The sequence below is a fragment of the Afipia birgiae 34632 genome (assembly GCF_000308295.2).
GTDB classification, from domain to species: domain Bacteria; phylum Pseudomonadota; class Alphaproteobacteria; order Rhizobiales; family Xanthobacteraceae; genus Afipia; species Afipia birgiae.
Genome location: NZ_HG326652.1, coordinates 1,471,162 through 1,490,276, shown reverse-complemented (window position 1 = coordinate 1,490,276; position 19,115 = coordinate 1,471,162). Strand labels below are relative to the sequence as shown.

Annotated in this window: 16 protein-coding genes and 2 tRNA genes; 8 read left to right on the top strand and 10 right to left on the bottom strand. The window is 62.8% G+C overall.

The annotated features are described in order from the left end of the window. Positions 1-7 precede the first annotated feature (7 nt). From BN32_RS07155 to BN32_RS07145, 3 genes are all read left to right on the top strand, one after another. A complete protein-coding gene (locus BN32_RS07155; protein ID WP_019197452.1) occupies positions 8-508 on the top strand; it encodes a hypothetical protein in 501 nt (166 codons plus the stop codon). A gap of 90 nt (positions 509-598) precedes the next feature. After that, complete coding sequence (der, locus tag BN32_RS07150; protein ID WP_019197451.1) at positions 599-1,996, top strand: ribosome biogenesis GTPase Der; 1,398 nt, start codon at positions 599-601, stop codon at positions 1,994-1,996. Positions 1,997-2,097: 101 nt separating this feature from the next. Next, on the top strand, positions 2,098-3,750 hold the full coding sequence (locus tag BN32_RS07145; RefSeq protein WP_051488444.1) for a Spy/CpxP family protein refolding chaperone: 1,653 nt from the start codon (positions 2,098-2,100) through the stop codon (positions 3,748-3,750). A 134-nt stretch (positions 3,751-3,884) separates the two neighbouring features. On the opposite strand, the gene BN32_RS07140 is transcribed toward BN32_RS07145, so the two are convergent. Then, the gene (locus tag BN32_RS07140; RefSeq protein ID WP_019197448.1) at positions 3,885-4,628 is read right to left on the bottom strand and encodes an SDR family NAD(P)-dependent oxidoreductase; all 744 of its coding nucleotides are present in this window, start codon (positions 4,626-4,628) and stop codon (positions 3,885-3,887) included. A 221-nt stretch (positions 4,629-4,849) separates the two neighbouring features. On the opposite strand from BN32_RS07140, the gene BN32_RS28120 reads away from it, so the two are divergent. Continuing rightward, positions 4,850-5,983 carry a GNAT family N-acetyltransferase gene (locus tag BN32_RS28120; RefSeq protein WP_347334366.1) on the top strand — a complete coding sequence of 378 codons (1,134 nt, stop codon included), beginning with the start codon at positions 4,850-4,852 and terminating at the stop codon, positions 5,981-5,983. Between the two features lie 28 nt (positions 5,984-6,011). Here BN32_RS28120 and purF read toward each other — a convergent pair whose 3' ends face one another. The 3 genes from purF to radA all read right to left on the bottom strand — a co-directional run bounded on the left by purF (position 6,012) and on the right by radA (position 9,891). Next, positions 6,012-7,532 carry an amidophosphoribosyltransferase gene (purF, locus tag BN32_RS07130; protein WP_019197446.1) on the bottom strand — a complete coding sequence of 507 codons (1,521 nt, stop codon included), beginning with the start codon at positions 7,530-7,532 and terminating at the stop codon, positions 6,012-6,014. 29 nt (positions 7,533-7,561) lie between these two features. After that, complete coding sequence (locus tag BN32_RS07125; RefSeq protein ID WP_019197445.1) at positions 7,562-8,206, bottom strand: CvpA family protein; 645 nt, start codon at positions 8,204-8,206, stop codon at positions 7,562-7,564. A gap of 218 nt (positions 8,207-8,424) precedes the next feature. Then, complete coding sequence (gene radA, locus BN32_RS07120; RefSeq protein ID WP_019197444.1) at positions 8,425-9,891, bottom strand: DNA repair protein RadA; 1,467 nt, start codon at positions 9,889-9,891, stop codon at positions 8,425-8,427. Between the two features lie 233 nt (positions 9,892-10,124). Between radA and BN32_RS07115 the strand changes: the two genes are divergently transcribed. Beyond that, complete coding sequence (locus tag BN32_RS07115; RefSeq protein ID WP_019197443.1) at positions 10,125-11,231, top strand: NHL repeat-containing protein; 1,107 nt, start codon at positions 10,125-10,127, stop codon at positions 11,229-11,231. Between the two features lie 187 nt (positions 11,232-11,418). Here the strand turns inward: BN32_RS07115 and cnbZ are convergent, their stop codons facing one another. The 5 genes from cnbZ to BN32_RS26730 form a co-directional block, all read right to left on the bottom strand. Continuing rightward, complete coding sequence (cnbZ, locus tag BN32_RS07110; RefSeq protein ID WP_019197442.1) at positions 11,419-12,174, bottom strand: 2-amino-5-chloromuconate deaminase CnbZ; 756 nt, start codon at positions 12,172-12,174, stop codon at positions 11,419-11,421. A 2-nt stretch (positions 12,175-12,176) separates the two neighbouring features. After that, complete coding sequence (alr, locus tag BN32_RS07105) at positions 12,177-13,352, bottom strand: alanine racemase (protein ID WP_019197441.1); 1,176 nt, start codon at positions 13,350-13,352, stop codon at positions 12,177-12,179. Between the two features lie 85 nt (positions 13,353-13,437). Continuing rightward, positions 13,438-14,940: a replicative DNA helicase gene (locus BN32_RS07100; protein WP_019197440.1), complete on the bottom strand. Its 1,503-nt coding sequence runs from the start codon at positions 14,938-14,940 to the stop codon at positions 13,438-13,440. 343 nt (positions 14,941-15,283) lie between these two features. Beyond that, positions 15,284-15,369, bottom strand: a tRNA-OTHER gene (locus BN32_RS07095). 14 nt (positions 15,370-15,383) lie between these two features. Next, positions 15,384-15,459: transfer RNA gene (locus BN32_RS26730), tRNA-Cys, on the bottom strand. A gap of 199 nt (positions 15,460-15,658) precedes the next feature. Here BN32_RS26730 and BN32_RS07090 point away from each other — a divergent pair. After that, positions 15,659-16,039 carry a rhodanese-like domain-containing protein gene (locus tag BN32_RS07090; protein ID WP_019197439.1) on the top strand — a complete coding sequence of 127 codons (381 nt, stop codon included), beginning with the start codon at positions 15,659-15,661 and terminating at the stop codon, positions 16,037-16,039. Between the two features lie 31 nt (positions 16,040-16,070). Here BN32_RS07090 and BN32_RS07085 read toward each other — a convergent pair whose 3' ends face one another. After that, complete coding sequence (locus tag BN32_RS07085; protein ID WP_019197438.1) at positions 16,071-17,330, bottom strand: cyclopropane fatty acid synthase; 1,260 nt, start codon at positions 17,328-17,330, stop codon at positions 16,071-16,073. Positions 17,331-17,644: 314 nt separating this feature from the next. Between BN32_RS07085 and BN32_RS26725 the strand changes: the two genes are divergently transcribed. Further along, positions 17,645-18,019 carry a hypothetical protein gene (locus tag BN32_RS26725; RefSeq protein WP_152343702.1) on the top strand — a complete coding sequence of 125 codons (375 nt, stop codon included), beginning with the start codon at positions 17,645-17,647 and terminating at the stop codon, positions 18,017-18,019. Between the two features lie 169 nt (positions 18,020-18,188). Next, positions 18,189-19,049, top strand: coding sequence for a hypothetical protein (locus BN32_RS07075; protein ID WP_019197436.1), 861 nt, complete (start codon positions 18,189-18,191; stop codon positions 19,047-19,049). The last annotated feature ends 66 nt before the right edge of the window (positions 19,050-19,115 follow it).

The following is a 19,115-nucleotide window of genomic DNA, read 5'->3' as shown; positions in this document are numbered from 1 at the left end:
GATATCGATGCGCCGCTCGCAACGTCTGATTGCCGCTACCGTCCTTGCCGCGATGTCTGTCGCGCTTGCCGGCTGTTCCAGCGGCAGTTTCGATCCGACCGATATGATGGACTGGTTCGATACCAAGAAGAAGTTGCCCGGCGAGCGCAGGCCGGTATTCCCCGAGGGCGTTCCGGGCGTCGAGCAGGGCGTGCCGAGGGATATGTACAAGGGCACGCGTCAGGATCTGGCGCCGGCGCCTGCGGCCGAAGCTCCGGCACCTGCGCCGGAACAGCGAAAGCCGGCTGGACGCTCCGCAGCCCGGGAGGCCGAGCCATTCCCGACGCCCGTCGACGATGCCAGCGCGCCTGCGCCGAAGATGAAAAAGCCGAAGCGAACGCGCATCACCGCGCCGGAGCCTGACGCAGAACCAGCCCCAGCGCCGCAGCGGCAACAGCAGCAGGCAGCACCGCAGCAACAGCCACCTTCCTTCCCGGCGCCGTTGCCGAGCGGAGGCTTCGCGCGCTGATCGATTTAAGCCCTCAACACGGTCCGGTGGGCCGCGCATTTTAGATCCCCTTTATTGACATGAGGTCCGTAAAGGGCGAACGGATCACTCATGTCCTTCACCATTGCCATCATCGGCCGGCCCAATGTCGGCAAGTCGACCCTGTTCAACCGGCTGGTTGGGCAAAAGCTCGCGCTTGTCGATGACCAGCCGGGCGTGACGCGCGACCGCCGCGAGGGCGACGGGCGGCTCGGCGATCTTGAATTCACGCTGATCGATACCGCCGGTCTCGATGAAGGCCCCAAAGGCTCGCTGACCGCGCGGATGCAGGAGCAAACCGAGGCGGCCATCGCCGCCGCGGACGCATTGATGTTCGTCATCGACGCGCGCGCGGGACTGACCCCCAACGACCGCGCCTTCGCCGATTTCGCGCGCCGCGCCAACAAGCCGGTGGTGCTTGTCGCCAACAAGAGCGAGGGCAAGGCGGGTGAGGCGGGCGCGATGGAAGCCTACGCGCTCGGTCTCGGCGACCCGATTCCGATTTCTGCCGAACACGGCGAAGGGCTGAGCGATCTCTACGACGCGCTGCGTGTGCTGATGCCGGAGCCGGTCGACGAGGATGACGAAGTGAACGATCCGGAGTCGTTCGAGAACGTGGACGGCGAAGACGAAAGTCTGTCAACGCGCCCGATCCGTGTCGCGGTGCTCGGCCGCCCCAACGCCGGCAAGTCGACGCTGATCAACCGTCTGCTCGGTGAAGAGCGGCTGCTGACCAGCCCCGAAGCCGGAACGACGCGCGATTCCATCGCCGTCGATGTGACGTGGAAGGGCCGCGAGTTTCGCGTGTTCGACACCGCAGGTCTGCGGCGGCGCTCGCGGATCGAGGACAAACTGGAAAAGCTGTCGGTGTCCGATGCGCTACGCGCGGTGCGGTTCGCGGAAGTCGTCATTCTGATGATGGACTCGCAGAGCAAGTTCGAGGAGCAGGATCTGCGGCTCGCCGATCTGATCGAGCGCGAAGGCCGCGCCCTCGTGATCGCGGTCAACAAGTGGGATCTTATGGATCGTGCGCCGAGCCAGATCGCAAGGCTGCGCGAAGATGCCGATCACCTGCTGCCGCAGGTGAAGGGCATGCCGGTCGTCGCCGTCTCCGGCATGATGGGCGAGGGTATCGACCGGCTGATGAGCGCCATCGAGGATGCCTATGGCGTCTGGAACCGGCGCACCTCGACAGCGTCGCTCAATCGCTGGTTCGAACAGGCAGTGCAGAACAATCCGCCGCCAGCCGTGTCCGGCCGCCGCCTCAAGCTCAACTACATCACCCAGACCAAGGCGCGGCCGCCCAGCTTTGTGGTGTTCTGCTCGCGCGCTGACGCCGTTCCGGAGTCCTACCTGCGTTATCTCGTCAACAGCCTGCGCAGCACGTTCGATCTGCCGGGGACGCCGATGCGCATTACGCTGCGCGAGAAGGACAATCCGTTCGCTCACAAAGCGAAGCGGAAGTCCTGAGCGCACAGGCGCTGGAACAATTTGTAACTTAATGGATTGATTCAGGTTCGCCCGTCGGGACCCGCGTTTGCCGGCCCCTGCTTTGTGAAGCGGAGGGTGCCATGTCTGTACTTAAGCCTTCGATACTCAAATCGGGAGTGCGCGCGCTCGTTGCGCTCCTGTTTGCCGTCCTGTTGTCGATCGCTGCCTATGATGCCGCGTCGGCAAGGCCGGGCGGAGGGCACGGTGGTGGTGGCGGGTTTCGGGGCGGGGGTGGTGGCTTTCACGGCGGTGGCGGTTTTCGTGGCGGCGGATTCCACGGCGGAGGCTTCCGCGGTGGTGGCGCCGCTTTTCATGGCGGTGGACACCAGATGGGTGGAGGGCGCGCCTTCTATGCCAGGCCGCACGTTTCCCATTCATTTGCCAGGCCGAGTTTCAGGGGAGGACGCTCCTACGCCGTCCACAATCGGCACTTCCAGCGTAGCGCACGATTCAGTTCGTCCCGCGTCGTCGCCTCACGCAATCTGATGAGGACATCCAGTACAAGAGCTTTGAACGCCACGCGGAACGCCAATGCGGTGCGGCACGCGTTCCACGCCCGCCCGGTCGACAGGGCATTGCGCAATACCAACGCGCTGCGCAATCCCGCAACCCGGGCGCTGGTGACGTCCCGGCTGGCGACGGCAGGGTGGCATGGACACCATGGCTGGTGGCGACACCGCCATGGCGGGTTCGGATGGGTCGGCCCGGTGTTCTGGCCATTCGCCTTCTACGACATCTACGGCTATTCGCTGTGGGGCTATGATTACGACGCCGCGTTCTGGGATTACGGCTATCCGGATATCTATGCAGGCATTTTCGCGCCGTACGGTTACGACGATCTCGCGGGGTACGCGAGTTACCTGCCGGGCTATGCCGGCGGAAGCAGGAGCGGCCGGGAGTCGTTTGCATCGGCTGACCCCAGGGACCGGACGAGCCTGACGCAGATGTGCGGCGAGGACAGCCGCGACATCGCCGGATTACCGATCGATGCGATTCAGAAAGCGCTGCAACCGGATGATGCGCAGCGCGCTGCGCTCGACGATCTCGCCAATGCATCGCTGAAGGCGGCACAAAATATCAAGGCCGCATGCCCGGCTGACATCGGACTGACCGCACCGCGCCGGCTTGCGGTCATGCAACAGCGTATCGAGGCGATGATCGCAGCTGTGCAAGTCATGCAACCGCCGCTGGCGAAGTTCTATGGGCTTCTCAGCGATGAACAGAAGGCGCGCTTTACCGCGCTCGCCGAGCGGCAGCGTCCGGCGCGTCTCGAAAGGACCGTCAGTTCGGCTACAGGATGCGGCGTTGCCCAGCCGGGGCTGACGGAATGGCCGAGCGCGGCGATCGAGCAAAGAGTCAGGCCGACTGATGAGCAGCGCAAAGGTCTCGATGCTCTTCAGAATGCCGCTGCCAAGGCTGCTGATACGCTGAAGGCATCATGTCAGCCGGAGAACGCGCTTACGCCGCCCGCGCGGTTCGAAGCTGTTGGCAAACGGCTGGACACCATCCTGCAAGCGGTGAAAACCGTGCGCGCGGCCATGGACAATTTCTACGGCTCGCTGAACGATGAGCAGAAGGCTAACTTCGACGCTATCGGGCCGAAGCGGCTAAGCGCCGTGGACGAGAGCGCCATCGCTCGCAACGACGCGGACACCCCGCGCCGTGCGCGCGGCCGCCATCATCACGGCAACGTCGAATACATGATCCGAAGGATGATGTCGTTCGCGCGTTGAACCGCACGGCACGACCGTTCTGGGCATGGAAAGATTGGTGCAAAGCCAAATTCGGATTGAGCCGGGTTTGATCCGTCGAGGTCGATAGGCGTGGCGAGCAATGCTCGCTTCTCAACCGCAGGGCCTGATGCCGACTACACCACCGGCGTGCGGAAGCTCTTCAGCGTCTTGCTCGGATAGTCGAAGAACTTCCCGGTCTCGGTCCATAACGGCGCACACATCGGCACGATGAATTCCGCAGCCTGCTCGGGCGTGTCGAGGATCATCGGGTCTTCGCCGGGCATGACTGTCGCGCGCATGCGGGTGCGGATCGGTCCGGGGCTGAACAGATTGACGCGGATCGGCGTGGTCGCGGTTTCGTTCGCCCAGACCCGCACCAGGGCATCAAGCGCCGCCTTCGACGCCGCGTAGGGGCCCATATAGGCGGTTGCCTTGCTGGCAATGCCGGAGGTGATGAACACCGCGCGTCCGGCGTCGGATTTCTGCAGCAGCGGTTCCATGCAGCGGATCAGCTGGAAGTTCGCGGTGGTGTTGACCGCGAACATGTTGTCCCAGAATTTCGGATCGGTGTGGCCGAGCGGCGACGAGGTGCCCGCGACGCCGGCATTGCCGATCAGGATATCGAGCTTGCCGTGGCGTTCGTTCAATGCGGCGCCGAGGCGCGCAATGCCATCAAGATCGGTCATGTCCAGTGGCACCAGCGTCGCGCTGCCGCCATCGGCGCGAATGGCGTCGTCGAGTTCTTCGAGCCCTCCCTGCGTCCGCGCAACGGCAATGACATGTGCGCCGGCGCGCGCCAGCGCGCGCCCCGTGGCGTAGCCGATGCCGCGCGATGCGCCGGTGACAAGAGCGATGCGGGAAGCGAGAGGTTTGATCATAGGGAAAGCCCGATTTTTCCCTTACCCCGCTTGCGGGGAGAGGGTGGCGAGCCGTGTCGGCGGCGCGCCGGGTGAGGGGCCTGCTATTGCATAATGCTGCGCATGAATAAACCCATGCCGGGCTTGCCCCTCACCCGGATCGCAATGGCGATCCGACCTCTCCCCGCAGGCGGGGAGAGGTGGAGGAGGAAGGTCTCCCCGATCTGTGCTAGATGTCCGGCATGACCCCGAACTCTCCACCCGCCGGGCGCCAATGGCGGGCCATGTCGGTTGCCGATCTGCCCGCGGTCAGTGCGCTGGCCGCGTGTATTCATCCCTCGTTTCCGGAAGACGAGGCTGTGTTCGCCGAGCGGCTGCGGCTCTATCCCCCGGGTTGCCGGGTGCTGGAGGGCAAGCAAGGCCTGGTTGCCTATATCGTCAGCCATCCGTGGCGGCATCTGGAGCCGCCGCCGCTGAACGCGCTGCTCAGGGCACTGCCGCAGCAGTCGTCGACATTCTACATCCACGATCTCGCGCTGGCGCCGGAGGCCAGGGGAACGGGCGCGGCAGCGCTCGTGATCGACGCACTGGCGGATCTCGCCCGCAAGACCGGACTGCCGATGATGTCGCTGATCGCGGTCAACGGTTCGGCGGGGTTCTGGCAACGCCAGGGATTTGAGGCAGTGCATGATCCGCTGCTGGACTCCAAGCTGCGCAGCTATAGCGACGATGCTCGCTATATGTCGCGGCCGCTTGAGGCGTCGGGCTGGCACCCGTCGTCGAAACAAATCAGCGCATTGTACGAGCGTCATGCCAACGTGTTCGACCGGGATCGCGGCACGCGGCTGGTCGAACGTACGTGGTTCGAGCGGTTCAGGCGGGTGATGCCGGAGGGCGCTGATGTACTCGATCTCGGATGCGGATCAGGCGAGCCGGTCGCTCGCTATCTGATTGAGGCCGGACATCGCCTCACCGGCGTCGATTCATCGCCGACGCTGATCGGGCTGTGCCGCTCGCGCTTCCCGGATGAGACATGGATCGCCGGTGACATGCGCAAGGTTTCTCTCTCTCGCCATTTCGGCGGCATTGTCGCATGGAACAGCTTCTTCCACCTGACGCCGGACGATCAGCGCCGGATGTTCGGGATATTTCGCGACCACGCCGGGGCCGGCGCTGCGCTGATGTTCACCAGCGGACCCGGAGCGGGCGAGGCAATCGGCGCGTATCAGGGTGAGGAACTATATCACGCCAGCCTCGATACGGCGGAATACGAAACGCTGCTCACAGCGCACGGCTTTTCAGCCGTGCAGCATGTAGTGGAGGATCGGGATTGTGGAGGCCTGACGGTCTGGCTGGCGCGGATGCGGCCCGGCTAAGCCGGTGCATCCGCCAAAGGCCTCGTACCTAGCTCGCTTCCGCCAGCAGCGAGAGCTGGTGCGGCGGTTGCTCCACCTGGGTCTGGTCGGTGAGGTGGGTCGGATAAGCGCCGGTGAAGCAATGGTCCGAGAACTTCGGATTGGAGGCATCGCGCCCCGGTTCGCCCATGGCGCGGTACATGCCATCGACCGACAGGAACGCCAGCGAATCCGCGCCGATGATGTCGCGCATCTGTTCCAGCGTATGGGTCGCGGCCAGGAGGCCGCCGCGGTCGGGCAGGTCGATGCCGTAATAGTCCGGATGCAGGATCGGTGGCGAGGCGAGGCGGAAATGCACTTCGCGCGCGCCGGCGTCGCGCATCATGCGCACGATCTTCTTCGAGGTGGTGCCGCGCACCAGAGAGTCATCAATCAGGATGATGCGCTTGCCTTCGATGGCCGCGCGGTTGGGTGCGTGCTTCATACGCACGCCAAGCTCGCGCACGCTCTGCGTTGGCTGGATGAAGGTGCGGCCGACATAATGGTTGCGGATGATGCCGAGTTCGAACGGCACGCCCGAATGCTGGCTGTAGCCGATGGCGGCAGGTACTCCGGAATCCGGCACCGGCACCACGACATCGACATCGACATGGCTCTCGCGCGCGAGCTGCGCGCCGAATGCCTTGCGGACTTCGTAGACCGAGCGGCCGCCTACGATGGAATCGGGCCGGGAGAAATAGATATATTCGAAGATGCAGGGGCGGGGCGGCATCGGCGGGAACGGTTTATGGATTTCCTGGCCGTGCTCGTCGAACACGATCACTTCGCCGGGCTCGATGTCGCGGACATATTTCGCGCCGATGATGTCGAGCGCGCAGGTTTCCGATGCGAGGATCGGGCAGCCGTCGAGTTCGCCGAGCACCAGCGGCCGAATGCCGAGCGGATCGCGTGCGCCGATCAGCTTCTTGTTGGTCAGCGACACCAGCGCATAGGCGCCTTCGATCGCGCGCAGCGCCTCGATATAGCGGTCGATGAACCGGCCGCGCTTCGACTGCGCGACAAGATGCAGGATTACTTCGGTATCGGAGGTAGACTGCATGATGGCGCCATGACGGACCAGTTCGTGGCGCAGCGTCAGGCCGTTGGTGAGATTGCCGTTGTGGCCGACGGCAAAGCCGCCTGCGTTCAGTTCTGCGAACAGCGGCTGCACGTTGCGCAGGATGGTCCCGCCGGTGGTGGAATAGCGGGTATGGCCAACCGCCATGTTGCCGGGCAGACGGGCGATGACTTCGGCGCGGGAGAAGGTGTCGCCGACGAGGCCGAGGCGGCGTTCGGAATGGAAGCGGCCGTTGTCGTAGGTGACGATGCCGGCAGCTTCCTGGCCGCGATGCTGGAGGGCGTGAAGGCCCAGTGCTGTGATGGCTGCGGCTTCGGGGTGTCCGAAGATGCCGAACACGCCGCACTCCTCGCGAAGCGTGTCGCCGTTCAGATCCTTGTCCAGATCATGGTCGAGATCGTAGTCGGATTTGGAGGGGGGAGTGGGAGACCGATCGCCAGAAGGGGTTTTCATATGATTCACCGCACCCTTGTGAAGCAGGACTAGCGTCCTGCGGCTTTGCCTTCGATCAATTGCTTCAGCCCGTCACGAGCTGATCTTCCATACCCGCCGTCGTTTCCCACCGTTGCCGTTGTGCGCGGTTCGGGAGCAGCATCGGTCTGCTCCTCGTCGCCCTTTTTCTTGAATCTCTTCAAGATGGTGTTCTCGGGATCATCCGGCAAGAGCGACATCAGCCAATCGCCGGTTCCCTGCAACATCACCCGCGACTTTGCACTACGGACCCAATCGGGCTGTTGTTTGTCCGGCACCAGCCAGGCGAAGAACAAAAACGCCACCACCATGATCAAGAGTCCTCGAGCGAGGCCGAACAGGAAACCAAGGGTGCGGTCGAGCGCGCCGATCCGCGAATCCAGGATCATGTCCGAGATACGCACGGTGATGATCGAGACCACGATCAGCGTCAGGATGAATACGCCGGCCACGACGGCGACCGCGGCGACGGTCTCGTTGTTGAAGTAGGTTTTCGCGGTCGGCAGCAGCTTCTGGTAGGCGTAGAGCGTGGTCAGGGCGGCTGCGCCCCACGCGGCGATCGACAGGATTTCGCGCATGAAGCCGCGGATCATCGCCAGAAGGCCCGACAACAACATCACGGCAAGAACGATAATGTCGAGAAGCGTTATCGGCATCGGATGGTCAGGTCCGCTTTCAGTTTCAGAACCGCGAATCGGGTTGCTCAGTCCCCGGATAGCTGACGGCCATATCGCACGTCCCGCAAGGGCCGGGAACCCGCAAAAGGCCTGACATCAACGGCAAAACTGCATCGCTGCTATTGATCGCCCGTTGCGGTTAACGGTCCGTAGCGGGCGCGGCTTGCAGCTCTTGCGACGTCGCCGATTGTATAGCGTCAGGTCACATGAGCGTCACGTCGGGTTTGCCCCTCGTCGGGCTTGAATCTGCCCTCTACGGTCGATTTTCCCGAAGCTGTGGCTTTACGGCCCCGCGCGGCAATGTCCGCGACCAGCGATGTCAGCGATCCGACCGTGTTGAGAGCCAGTCCGGCGTCGCCGACAGCATCGCCGCGAGCAGTTTCCGGTAATACGGCGCGGCCGAAACCGAGTTTGGCCGCCTCCTTGAGCCGGGCGGACGTTTGCGCCACCGGGCGAACCGCGCCGGACAGCGAGATTTCGCCGAAATAGACCGCATCCACCGGCAGCGGCGCATTGGCCAGCGACGACACCAGCGCGGCGGCGGCGGCCATATCGGCGGCCGGTTCGTTGATGCGCAGGCCGCCGGCGACGTTGAAATAGACGTCGTAGCCGGAGAGTTTGACACCGCAGTGCGCCTCCAGCACCGCCAGCACCATCGACAGGCGGCTGGACTCCCAGCCCACCACGGCGCGGCGCGGCGTGCCGAGCGTGGTTGGCACCACCAGCGCCTGCAACTCAACAAGAACCGGACGCGTGCCCTCGAGACCGGCGAACACGGCGGTGCCCGGGCTGCCGAGATCGCGCTCGGAGAGGAACAGTTCCGACGGATTGGAGACTTCGCGCAGGCCAAGGCCCGTCATCTCGAACACGCCGATTTCATCGGTCGGGCCGAAGCGGTTCTTCACCGCGCGCAGGATTCTGAACTGTTGCGAGCCTTCACCCTCGAAACTCATCACCGCGTCGACCATGTGCTCGACCACGCGCGGGCCGGCGATCTGCCCGTCCTTGGTGACGTGGCCGACGAGGATGAGCGCCGCGCCGGATTTCTTCGCGAAGCGGATCAGCGCTTGTGCGGACGCACGGACCTGCGTCACGGTGCCGGGGGCGGATTCGACCGTGTCGGTCCACATGGTCTGGATAGAGTCGATTATCACCAGCCGCGGTGGTGCTCCTTCCGACAGGGTCGCGATGATGTCTTCGACCGAGGTCTGCGCGGCCAATTGCACGGCGGCATCGGCGAGGCCGAGACGCGCGGCACGGAGCCGGACCTGCGCCACGGCTTCCTCGCCCGAGATGTAGACCACGCGATGTCCGGCCCGCGCCATCAGGCTGGTGGCCTGGGTGAGCAGTGTCGATTTTCCGATGCCGGGATCGCCGCCCACCAGCAGCACCGAACCGCGGACAAAGCCGCCGCCGGTCACGCGATCGAGTTCGGTCATTCCCGACGACAGGCGAGGCGCCTCGGGGCTCGAACCGGTCAGGCTTTCCAGTGCAAACGGGCGTCCCTTGCGCTTGGGGCGCAAATTCGCGGGCATGGACGTTGCGCCGGTGGTGTCTTCTTCCGACAGCGTGTTCCACTCGCTGCAGGACTCGCACTTGCCCTGCCACTTGTTATAGGCGGCACCGCAATTCTGGCAGACGAAGGAGAGGGCGTTTTTCGCCATGTATGGGGTGCCGGGGCCGGGAGGAGCGGGAATCGCCTGTTCTTCTTTTGTTCACGAAGGGCGAGCGAAAGTCAACCCCCATCAGCGTTGCCCCGATAGCCGGTTACCTTCCGATCGGCCTATCCTCTCGGGCGCCAGCCGGAGGAGACAACACTTCTCCCTCTACGCCGGGAAAACAAACAACGACCGTGCATGACCGGCCACCGGCATGACGCGGTAAAGGGAGTGACGCCATGAAATGGATTGCCGCCCTTGCCGGCCTTGCTCTCGCGAGCGCGGTTCATGCCGCGGACGCGCCGAAGTTTCAGGTCGACGCGCGGTGGCCGAAGCCGCTGCCGAACAACTGGATCATGGGGCAGGCGGCGGGCGTCGCTGTCGATGCGCAGGATCATGTCTGGGTGGTGCAGCGGCCGCGCACGCTGACCGATGACGAGAAGGCTGCGAGTTTCAATCCGCCGCGCACCAAGTGCTGTGTGCCCGCGCCGCCGGTGATGGTGTTCGACTCCGAAGGCAATCTCCTCAAGGCGTGGGGCGGCAAGGGCGAGGGTTATGACTGGCCTTCGAACGAGCACGGCATCTACATTGATGCGAAAGGCTTCGTCTGGCTTGCAGGCAACGGCGAGAACGACGGACAGATCCTGAAATTCACCCGCGAGGGCAAGTTCGTGATGCAGATCGGCAAGCCCGGTTCACAGACCGACAGCAAGGACACCACACGCCTCGGACGCCCGGCCAACATGACGGTCGACATCGCGGCGAACGAAGTCTATGTCGCGGACGGCTACTATAACCACCGCATCATCGTGTTCGACAGCGAGACCGGCGCGTTCAAGCGGATGTGGGGCGCCTACGGCAAGCCGCCCACGGACGAGAGGATGGGCGCCTACAATCCCGACGCGCCGCCGTCGCAGCAATTCGCCAACCCGGTACATTGCGTGCGCATCGCGAAGGACGGGCTGGTCTATGTGTGCGACCGCCAGAACGACCGCATTCAGGTGTTCAGGAAGGATGGCAGCTTCGTGAAGGAAATGTTCATCGAGAAGACCACGCTGGCGAACGGCTCTGTGTGGGATCTCGAAATCTGGAACGATCCCAAGCAGACTTTTCTGATCAATGCCGATGGCGCCAATAACGAAGTCCGCACCTTGCTGCGCGAGAGTGGAGAAGTTGTCGGACGCTTTGGCCGCAACGGCCGCATGGCGGGCGACTTCCACTGGATTCACAATCTCGCGCTGGACTCCAAGGGCAATATCTACACGACCGAAGTCGACAACGGAAAACGCGCGCAGAAATTCCTGCTGGTCGGCAACATGGTGCTGAAGAAGCGGACCGCGAAGTAGCAGGAAGATGCAAATACTCTGCTCAGCCGGATCAATTACATTCGTGCCAACGCGTACGATCGTAATTTATCCGGTCTAGGCAGGCATCATAGCTAGCAAAACTATACAGGAAACAAAAATACGATGACGCTTACCAACGCGATCATCGCTAATATCCAAGCCCAGCGCGAAGTCCTCATTAAGGCTCCTAACGCGCGTCGATCACCAGTTCTGTTCGCACACACCGCACGTCGACTTCGAACTCCATCCCGATCACGGGTGGCCATGCCGGATACCAGGCGAGGCCGATCTGGCTGATGTTGTCCTCGGCGAACACCGTGTCGAGCAGCGGGCGGATGTCGTGCACGGTGTAGATCTGGGCGGCGGTGACGGCGGCCCAGTCGCAGCCGAGCGCATCGACGCGCTCGCGCATGGCGTTCATGACGAAACGCGCCTTGGTCTCAAGCCCCTTCAATGACACGTCGCGGCCTCCGACGATGCGATCGGTGGTGACGCCATCGCGAATTTCTGGTTTTCCCGAAATCAGGAAGTCACCCGAGGCACCCGCTTCGGGGACGGTATAAGTGAAGGCGAAGAACATCGCCTCCTTTGGGACTTCCGTGATCGGCGCCAGATTGCTGCGCGCCAGTGGATTGATATCGCCGGCCTTGCATCCCCATTGATGCAGCGTCTTCAGGTATTCGCCATTGAAGGCCTGAAACTGCTCGCCGGTCATCGCGGCCGGCGAGCGTAGTTCGCAGGCGGCCAGCGCTGTGACCGGGCGGCCTTCGCGTTCGAGATGCGCCTTGATGAAGGCGAAGCCATCGGCCATCGGGACCGGACGTGCGAAGCGCACCCGGCGCAGCACGAAGCCGGGCATTGGCGTCACGCCGCTTGAGAACGGTCCGCCGGGTGAGACGATGAACCTGTAGTTTCCGGGCTTGAATTCCATGACGTCGGGCATCGTTACTGGCCACCTTTGTAAACGCGCGTATATCGCTTGCCGAGGCTGGTCAGCACTTCGTAGCCGATGGTGCCGAAGTGATGCGCAAGCTCGTCGACGGTGATTTCGTTGTTGAGAAGGGACACCAGCGCGCCGCGGCGTGTTGCGCCGGGCGGCAGGGCTGTGATGTCGATCGCCATCAGGTCCATCGAAATACGTCCGGCGACTGGGCAGCGCTTTCCGGCCACCATCGCTTCGGCGCTGCGCATGTTGTCGATGCTGCCTGCGGCACGGAAATATCCGTCGGCGTAACCCGCCGTGACAATGGCCAGTCGTGTCGGCTGCCGCGCGGTCCAGGTGCCGCCGTATCCGACGTGCTCACCTTTTTCGATGTTGCGGACCTGTGCCACGCGCACCTTGAGATCAACCACCGGCAGCATCGGCGTATCGGCTTCCGGCGTCGGGTTGACGCCGTAGAGAGCCGCGCCCGGCCTCACCAGATCAAACTGGAATTGCGGCCCAAGAAAAATGCCCGAGGAATTCGCCAGCGAGGCGGGGACGCCGGAAAACAGCGATGCGATTTCGCGGAACGCCGCCACCTGCCGCCCGTTCGCCGGATCGTGGAGCATTTCGGCGCTGGTGAGATGGCTCATCACCAGCGAGATGCCGTGATTGCCGTTCTTGATACGCGGCAGCAGTGCCTGCGCTTCCATGATGCGGAAGCCAAGGCGATTCATGCCGGTGTCGATGTGGATCGCAGCTTGACCGTCCCAGCCGCTGGTCTTGCGGAACGCGTCCCACTCGGCGAGTTCGGTGGCATCGCCGATCACCGGGCGGCAATCAATCTTCGCGTACTGGTCGCCGGCGCCCGGAAAGAATCCATCGAGCACGTAAATCGCGGACGTTGACGTGACCTCTCGCGCCGCGCGCGCCTCATCGAGGGTCGCGACGAAGAACGTCCGGCAACCAGCCTTCGCCAGCGCGCGGGTCACCTGCGTAATGCCGCAGCCATAGGCATCGGCCTTCACGACGGCGGCGCAATCCGCAGGGACGGCCTGACTGTTGAGCTTGCGCCAGTTGGTGACGATGGCGTCGAGATCGATGGTGAGAATGCCGGTGGCGCCCGGTGGTACGGGCGCGTCTGCGGCAGTTGCAGCAACGGTGTTGTCAGGAGATTTGATGTCGGAATCAGGAGTCATTGGCCCGGGCGAAAAGGTTTGCAGCGAGTTGATTCAGAAGTTGAACCGACTCTAGCACACTCTTTGCGCGTGGACGTACAGCCGATCAGTTACCAAATCGCTCAGGCAACTGGGCGTCCGGCGCGAGATCACCGAAGCGCGTGACACTGGCGTCGAACTGCAGATTGATGGTGCCGGTGGGGCCGTGACGCTGCTTGCCGATGATGACTTCGGCCTTGCCGTGCACCAGCGACATGTCGAGTTGCCACTTTTCGTGTTCGGGGGTGCCGGGGCGCGGTTCCTTGCTCTGCAGATAGTATTCCTCGCGATAGACGAACAGCACGACGTCGGCGTCCTGTTCGATCGATCCCGATTCACGCAAGTCCGAGAGTTGCGGGCGCTTGTCGTCGCGGCTTTCGACCTGACGCGACAGCTGCGACAGCGCGATGATCGGAACGCTCAGCTCCTTGGCCAGAGCCTTGAGGCCGGTGGTGATTTCGGTGATTTCCTGCACGCGGTTGTCCGAGCGGCGGCCCGATCCCGACAGCAGCTGGATGTAGTCGATAATCAGAAGGTCGAGACCCTTCTGCCGCTTCAGCCGCCGCGCGCGGGCGGTAAGCTGCGAGATCGAAAGACCGCCGCTGTCATCGACGTAGAACGGCAGGTTCTGCATTTCGATGGAATGGTCGCGGATCTTGTCGAAATCGGATTCACTGATGCCGCCACGGCGGATCGAACTTGACGAGATGCCGGTGCGCTCGGCGAGAATACGCGTGGCGAGCTGTTCGGCCGACATTTCGAGAGAGAAGAAGCCGACGACGCCGCCATCGACGGATTTCATATGCCCGTCTGGCTGAATTTCGCCGCGCCACTTCTGCGCGATATTAAACGCAATGTTGGTTGCAAGCGCGGTCTTGCCCATGGCCGGGCGGCCGGCAAGGACGATCAGGTCGGATGGTTGCAGGCCACCCATCTTGATGTCCATGTCGCGCAGGCCGGAGGCCAGTCCCGACAGGTTGCCGTCGCGGCTGTAGGCGGCCGCAGCCATATCGACGGCGACCGTCAATGCCTGCGAGAATTTCTGGAAGCCGCCGTCGTAACGTCCGGATTCGGCAAGGTCGTAGAGCTTTTTTTCGGCGTCCTCGATCTGTGCGCGGGGCGCGAAGTCCACCGGCGCGTCGAACGCGACGTTGACCATGTCTTCGCCGACGCGAATAAGGTCGCGCCGGATCGAGAGATCGTAGACGGTGCGCCCGTAATCCTGCGCGTTGATGATGGTCGTGGCTTCGGCGGCGAGGCGGGCAAGATATTGCGCGACAGTCATGCCGCCGATGTCGGTCTCCGCCGGAACGAATGTCTTGAGCGTCACAGGGGTCGCGATCTTGCCGGCGCGGATCAGGCTGGCCGCGGTCTCAAATATCAGCGAGTGGATCGGCTCGAAGAAGTGCTTTGGCTCTAGGAAGTCCGAGACGCGGTAAAATGCGTCGTTGTTGACCAGAATGGCGCCGAGAAGTCCCTGTTCGGCCTCGATATTATGGGGCGCAACCCGGTAAGTCGGCGTGCCGGCTTCCGGCGCGAGCTTGATAATGTTCGAATCGGTAATCGCCATTGACGTTTAATGATCTTTTATTCGGATGAAAGTGGGGCAGGCGGACGCACAAAGCGGACTGCTACCTAATACTTTCAGAGTCGCTGGCGAAATGCTTCAGGAGAACTATCCCCACTGTTCATCGCCGGAAAGAAAACACAGGCGGGGCTTGATTTGCGACAGACGATGGTTTTGTACGCATCCAGAGAAACGCTCGACATCACTGTTTCAGATTTGCTTCAAACGGCGGCCGCAAGTGGCTGACTTGCAAGACGAGATGGCGATGGAAGGAGCGGAGTTCCAGAAAACCTGTCGTAAAACAAAGCGCCGCCTCCAACTGGGAAGCGGCGGTATCGCGAAGAAATGGAGGAAAGGGACAGGATTCGAACCTTCGACACGGTTTCCCGTGTGCCGCGTTAGCGGTGCCTTAAGCCACTCAGCCACCTTTCCAAGACTTCAAAACTTGGAGGCCCAGCCTGGATTTGAACCAGGATGTGAAGCGTTTGCTGCGCTCCCGCGTAGTCTTTCCGCCACCGGGCCATGCACCGAACGTGCAGCAAGGACCGGCTGCGCGCAATCGAAGATCGAGTCGTTGGTTAATGTCCGCGCCGGCGTCGCGGTGATATGGCGGATTGAGCTGCCACTGGATTCAACCTAGGTTTCGGCCGTATGCGGCGATCCTGGCTAACGGGCCGGGCTCTAAGGCGCTTCTTTATCCCCTGAAACGAGAGGTTCAAAAATGGCTACGAGCGTGAAGCAGTTGATGGCTGAAGCTAACGCCGTTGTGCCGAAGATCACTCCGGCCGAGACGCGCGAGATGATTGCGAAAGGCAATACACTGGTGATCGACGTGCGCGATGCGCACGAGGTGGAGAAGAGCGGCAAGATTGCCGGGGCTGTCAATGTCTCGCGCGGCATGCTGGAATTCCGCGCCGATCCTGAATCGCCTTATCACGACAAGGCTTTCGCCAAGGACAAAACCGTTATCGTCTATTGCGCGTCTGGTGGCCGATCCGCGCTGAGTGGCAAGGTTCTCAAGGATTTGGGTTACGGCGACGTCTTCAACGCTGGCGCCTTCAAGGACTGGGCGGAAAGCGGTGGGGCGGTCGACAAAGCCTGATCCCCTTACGGCGTCCGCATCCCGGATTGGTTTATTCGCCAGCAAGCCGCAGCACAGGACGCTTCGCTGCCTCGACCTCGCGCAGGCGCTGTTCCTCGCGGGTGATGTAATCACGCGTGATCGGAACCACGCCCTGACGTTTGCTGAGCTGGATCTGGAACACCATCACGCTTTGCTTGCGGAACGACATCTCGGATGATGCGAGATAGAATTCCCACATCCGGACAAAGCGTTCGTCGTACAGTTTCGCAGCTTCCTCACGGCGGGCGAGGAAGCGTTCGCGCCAGGCTTTCAGCGTCTCGGCGTAGTGCAGCCGTAGGACTTCGATATCATCGACCAGCAGTCCGGCCCGCTCGACCGCAGGCAGCACTTCGGACAACGCCGGAATGTAGCCGCCGGGGAAAATGTACTTTGCTATCCATGGATTGGTGATGCCGGGGCCTTCCGAGCGTCCAATCGAATGCAGCACCATCACGCCGTCATCGGCGAGAAGTTCCGCGCAGCGCTTGAAGTAGGTGTCGTAATAGTCGACGCCGACATGTTCGAACATGCCAACGGAAACGATGCGGTCGAACGGACCCGGCGTCTCGCGATAGTCCTGTAACCGGAATTTGGCACGGTCACTCAGATTCAGTTCACCAGCGCGCGCGTTGGACACGCCGAGTTGTTCTTCGGACAGGGTGACACCGGTGACATTCGCGCCGGTCATCCCCGCGAGGTAAAGGCCAAGGCCCCCCCAGCCAGAACCGATGTCAAGCACGTGGTGGTCGGGCTTGACCAGCAGCTTGGCAGCGACGTGGCGTTTCTTGGCAAGCTGCGCGTCGTCGAGCGTCGAATCCGGCGTCTCGAAGTAGGCGCAACTGTATTGCATGTCGGCGTCGAGGAAGAGGCGATACAGCCGCCCGTCGAGATCGTAGTGGCTGGCGACGTTGCGCTTCGAGCGCTCGGGCGGATTGAATTGCTGCCAGTGCCGGATCAGGTAGCGGAGCCACCAGCGAACCCTGGACCAGCGCGGCACCAGATCCGGCTGACCGAGCACGATTTCCAGAAGATCGGTCATCGACCCGGTTTCGACCACAAACTCGCCGTCGGTGTAGATTTCGCCCAGTGCAAGTTCCGGGTCGAGCAACAGGTGACGTTCGGCCTCCTTTGTCAGAAACCTCACCGCGACCGACTTCCCTGTGCCGTCGCCGCAGGTGAAGGTGGCGCCGCTCGACGTTGTGAACGTCACCGAGCCCCGGCGGATGAACTGGCTCAGGAAAAACCGTAGCAAGCGATCTATCGAACGCATGTCCAACGATCCAAAGTGGTCTCACATCACCTGAATGTTGGGAGTTTTTGCTCCGGATTCAATCGCAATTTGCCATAGGCGGCGGTCGCGGAAGGCTGCTCTGCGTTTTTGTCCGGTGAGTCGGGGGCGGCATGCCAAAAAGGTGGGTTGGGTGCCGGGCGCACGCAGTTGCGAAGTGTCCGTTACGGGGGCCATCGCTGATCGCTTTTCCCGGTGAGGTCAGGGCTCGGGATCTTTGTTTTTTCTCCGGCTGTTGCGGTGATAGTCTATTACCGAGTCCTGGGCGTGCCGGGACCGTGGCCGGAGTGGTGCTTGTGATCACTTGGCGCGGCATCGTTGTCTTGATGTCCGCCGGACTTTTGTTCGGTGCCGTGAGCGCATCCGCGCAACATCAGCACCCGCCGCAGGACGAGGAAATCCACGAGAAGTTTTATTCGACTTGGATGAGGCCGGATAACCCTCATCTATCCTGCTGTAGTCAACACGACTGCTACCCGACCGAAGCCCGCATCGAAGGCGACATCTGGCTTGCCAAGCGCCGTGAAGACGGGAAGTGGCTTCGTGTTCCTCCTCAGAAAGTCGAGCAGAAGCGCGACAATCCCGACGGGCGTAGCCACCTCTGCGCCCCCAGACCGGAGCGTGCGTATAGCGCGGATGTCTACTGCTTCACCCCCGGCAGCGGAATCTAGTTCGGCCATCAGCCGGGCCGGAACGAAGCTCGGCAGTATCAACAACGTTACCCTGATGCGAAATCTCGGTGCTTCCATTCGCGGCATAATCCGCTAAAGGTGACCGCGAGGTCGGGGGCAGGGTGGACCGCCGTCTGTCCTTGGCTGGCGATGAATCTGGAGATCTTGGATGTTGAGCCGAGCGCTCATTTTGGCGGCGGTGGCTTTTGTGTTGGGCTGTTTCGGGGCGATCCCGGCGGACGCTCAAAATCTTGAAGCCGGCAAGCCTCCCTCCCAGATTTTCTCCAGCACCTGCTCGCTGTGCCATAAAAGTTCGCGCGGACTGCTGAAGAGCGTCTCGCCCGGATCGCTGCCAAGCTTTTTGCGCCAGCACTACACCACGAGCACCGACATGGCCGCGGCCATGAGCGCTTATGTCCTCTCCAATGGCGCCGCCAACGCGGCGCCGGGCGGAGGAAATCTGACCAGGCAGGGTCAGGAGGCGAAAAGCGGCCCGAAACCGGAGCCCGGCCCCGAACAGGCGGCCAAGGGTCGCAAACCACCGACACAAGAAGCAGCCAGACCGGATGCCGATGGATTGCAGAACGGTGCGCCTGACTCTCAAACCGCGGCGGCTCGCCAGAAGGCTGCGGCCGAGCGCCGGGCGGCTCGGCAGGCTGCCCGGGAGGCCGCCAAGGCCGGGAAGGACGGGTTGCCGCCCAAGATCGAAGCCCGGCACGAGGCGCCGAAAGACGAGCCCGCTGCGGAGGCCAAACCCGATGCTGGCAAGCCTGAACCCGCCAAGGACGCCGACAAGAGCGAAACAGCCAAGGCCGAGGGAACGCGCGCGGACCCGGTGCCTGCCGTGACGCCTGCGCCGAAGGAAGCCGTGAAGCCGGCCGAGGTGGCCGCAGCGCCCCCGAAGGACGATGTTCCCTCGGGTCCGTTGACCATCGACATCGGCCCCGCGCCGCCTCCGCCAGCGCCGGTGGTCCCGGTTGGACCGCCGCCGGTTCCCGCTGGCAAGCCTGAACCACCGATCTCCCGTTAAAGCCTGAATTCGGATGCGGATGCGGATGCGCCCGCGTCCTGCCTGACGATTGCTGCCTTGACTAGA